At 69.8% G+C, this 3,380-nt stretch carries 4 protein-coding genes; 1 reads left to right on the forward strand and 3 read right to left on the reverse strand.

Features of this window, described 5'->3' with window-relative positions; translation table 11 throughout:
• The first annotated feature begins 160 nt into the window (after nt 1-160).
• Complete coding sequence (locus tag GA0115259_RS30875; RefSeq protein WP_093603113.1) at nt 161-652, forward strand: DUF309 domain-containing protein; 492 nt, start codon at nt 161-163, stop codon at nt 650-652.
• On the opposite strand, the gene GA0115259_RS30880 is transcribed toward GA0115259_RS30875, so the two are convergent.
• From GA0115259_RS30880 to GA0115259_RS30890, 3 genes are all read right to left on the reverse strand, one after another.
• Nucleotides 633-1,274 carry a LutC/YkgG family protein gene (locus GA0115259_RS30880; protein ID WP_093603115.1) on the reverse strand — a complete coding sequence of 214 codons (642 nt, stop codon included), beginning with the start codon at nt 1,272-1,274 and terminating at the stop codon, nt 633-635. The genes GA0115259_RS30875 and GA0115259_RS30880 overlap by 20 nt on opposite strands.
• On the reverse strand, nt 1,271-2,809 hold the full coding sequence (locus GA0115259_RS30885) for a LutB/LldF family L-lactate oxidation iron-sulfur protein (protein ID WP_093603117.1): 1,539 nt from the start codon (nt 2,807-2,809) through the stop codon (nt 1,271-1,273). The genes GA0115259_RS30880 and GA0115259_RS30885 overlap by 4 nt, the downstream gene beginning before the upstream one ends.
• Nucleotides 2,806-3,380: (Fe-S)-binding protein (locus tag GA0115259_RS30890; RefSeq protein ID WP_093603119.1), on the reverse strand; the 575-nt coding region annotated here is incomplete at its 5' end. The genes GA0115259_RS30890 and GA0115259_RS30885, both read right to left, overlap by 4 nt.

Consider the following 3,380-nt stretch of genomic DNA (forward strand, 5'->3'; position numbering starts at 1 on the left):
ACCTGCGACCCCTTGACCCCCAGTCAAGTGCGCTACCAAGCTGCGCCACGTCCCGATGCGCGGATCCGACGGGAAAGATCCCTTCGGCCGACCACGCAGGACAACATTACCCCACTCCGCGCGACGGGAAGACGCACTCTGTCCGGGCGACAATCGACGTATGACGGAGAACGGTCGGGACCGTGACAACGAGGGACGGGCGCGTAACGCGCGGCCGCGTGACGGGTTGGGGCGGCCTCTGCCGTACGGGGCTCAGGGCGTGGAGCGGCAGCCCGAGGGTGTGATCCGTACACCCGAGGAGACCGTCAGGGAAGCCCAGCTCCTGCTGGACGCGGGCAAACCGTTCCACGCGCACGAGGTGTTCGAGGACGCCTGGAAGTCGGGGCCCGAGGACGAACGGGCGCTGTGGCGCGGACTGGCCCAGTTGGCCGTCGGGCTGACGCACTCGGCCCGCGGCAACACGGCGGGCGGCGCCCGGCTGCTGCTGCGCGGCGCGGGCGGGATCGCCGCCTATCCGTCGCCTTACGGTATCGATATCGCCGGACTGACCTCCTGGGCACGGGAGTTGGCCGGACGGGTGGCCGACGGTGGTGCGGTGGACGCGGGCGCCGAGGCACCGCGGCTGACCTCGGTCACTCGGCGAGCAGGATGACTTCCAGCGTTCGTGGACCGTGGACGCCCTCGACACGGTCGAGCTCGATGTCGCTGGTGGCGGAGGGACCCGAGATCCAGGTCAGCGGGCGGGTGGGATCCAGCCGCGGCATGGCCTGCGGCACGGACCCGACGATCTGGTCGGCGGTCCTCACCACACAGATGTGATGGTCGGGTACGAGCGTGATACGGCGTCGTCCCTGGTCCGGCGCCGCGTCGAGGACGAGCGTGCCGGTCTCCGCGATGGCGAGGGCGCAGCCGGTGACCACACTGTCGACCGCGTCGAGCTCCCGGGCCGTCGCGTCGACGTCGTCCTCGATCCGGGTGACGTCCGCGGGCGTCGCGGAGAGCCAGGACGGCGGGAGCAGCGGAGGCACCAGAACCGTACGGGCGCCTCGCTCGGCCAGCAGGCGACCGATGAGCGCGGGAAGCTCCTCGGTGTCCGACCGGTGGACGATCGCGCGGTAGTCCGCGAGGTTCTCGGTGAGCAGCTCGACGATACGGTCCTCGGGCGTGTGCGTGTCCAGATAGTCGCGTACGGCCTCCGGAGCATCCGGGGCATCGGCGACCGCCGTACGGATACGGGCGAGAATCCGCTCCCGCGAGCCGGAACCGGTGCTCATGTCCCACTGTCCTTACGGTCGTCGGAGTTGAGGTCGGCGGAGTTGAGGTCCGTGGCGCTCCGAGGGCCGGCGCCGTCCGCACCGCCGCCGGTCGGGCGGACGCCCTTGCCGCGGCCCTCCGCGCGGTTCTTCTTCCACCAGTCGCGGAACGGCTCGGGCGGCAGCTTCGGCAGATCGCGTGTGTCCGTCCATGCGCCCGCGCCCGGCAGTCTCGACGGATGGAGCCGGCGCGTCTTCGAGGCGGCCCTCTCGCCCGCGGCCAGCACCCGGGGATGGTCGAAGACCCAGCCCGCCGCCTTCATCGCGGCCTTCTCCAGCCGGTGCCCTTTACCGCCCTGGTCCGCCACCCGCTCGCGCAGATGGACCAGGACCTCGGGAATGTCGATGGCGACGGGACACACCTCGTAACACGCTCCGCAGAGCGACGAGGCATACGGCAGCGAGGCGTCGATCTCGCTCTGGGTGCCACGGAGCTGTGGGCTGAGGATCGCGCCGATCGGGCCCGGGTAGACCGAGCCGTACGCGTGCCCGCCGGCCCGCTCGTACACCGGGCAGACGTTCAGACAGGCCGAGCAGCGGATACAGCGCAGCGCCTGCCGGCCGACCTCGTCGGCCAGTGTCTCCGTACGGCCGTTGTCCAGCAGCACCAGATGGAAGGTGCTCGGGCCGTCGGCGTCATGGGTGCCGGTCCACATGCTGGTGTACGGGTTCATCCGCTCGGCGGTCGAGGAGCGCGGCAGCGTCTGGAGGAAGACCTCCAGATCGCGCCAGGTCGGCACCACCTTCTCGATCCCGACCACGGAGATCAGTGTCTCGGGGAGCGTCAGACACATCCGTCCGTTGCCCTCCGACTCGAAGACGACGAGCGTCCCGGTCTCGGCGACCATGAAGTTCGCGCCGGAGACACCGACCTTGGCGCGCAGAAACTTCTCCCGCAGATGGAGCCGCGCCGCCTCGGCGAGTTCGCCCGGGGTGTCGGAGAGTCCTTCGGGAGCCGCACGGCCCCAGGCGCCCATCCGATCGCGGAAGATGTCACGGATCTCGGCGCGGTTCTTATGGATCGCCGGAACCAGGATGTGGGAAGGACGGTCGTCGCCGAGCTGCACGATCAGCTCGGCCAGATCGGTCTCGTACGCGGAGATGCCTTCGGCCTCCAGCGCCTCGTTGAGCCCGATCTCCTGGGTGGCCATCGACTTGACCTTGACGACTTCCGACTCGCCGGTGGCCTTCACCAGCTCCGCCACGATGCGGTTGGCCTCGGCGGCGTCGGCCGCCCAGTGCACCACCCCGCCCGCCGCCGTCACCGACTCCTCAAGCTGGACGAGATAGCGGTCGAGATGGCGCAGCGTATGGTCCTTGATCCGCTTGCCCGCCTCGCGCAGCAGCGCCCAGTCGTCCAGCTCCGCGACGGCCCTGGCGCGCTTGTCCCTGATCGTATGGGTGGCGTGCCGCAGATTCGCCCGCAGCGTCTCATTGCCCACGGCCTCCTTGGCCGCGACCGGAAACGCCGGCATGCCCAGATATGTACCGCTCATGACCAGGGCTCCTCTTCCGTCGACGCCAGGATCTCCGCGAGATGCACAGGGCGCAGCGGGGCGTCCTCACGGCTCACGATTCCGCCGAGATGCATCAGACAGGAGTTGTCCGCGCCACAGAGCACACCGGCTCCGGTGGACACGGCGTTGCGCACCTTGTCCTGGCCCATCGCGGCCGAAACATCGGAGTTCTTCACGGCGAACGTACCACCGAATCCACAGCACTCGTCCGCGCCCGGCAGCTCGCGCAGCTCCAGTCCTCTCACCGCCTCCAGCAGTCTCCGCGGGCGCTCTCCGAGCCCGAGCAGACGCAGTCCGTGGCAGGACGGATGGTAGGTGACGGTGTGCGGGAAGTACGCGCCGACATCCGTCACGCCGACCACATCGACCAGGAACTCCGTCAGCTCATAGGTCCGCGCGGCGAGCGCCGTGGCGGCCGGGTCGCCGAAGGCCGGATAGTGCTGACGGACCATGGCCGCGCAGGATCCGGACGGCGTCACCACATAGTCGTAACCCTCGAAGGCGCGCGCGGTCCGCCGTACCAGCGGCTCGGTCTCGCGCCGGTAGCCGG

It is taken from the genome of Streptomyces sp. MnatMP-M17 (genome assembly GCF_900091995.1).
GTDB lineage: Bacteria > Actinomycetota > Actinomycetes > Streptomycetales > Streptomycetaceae > Streptomyces.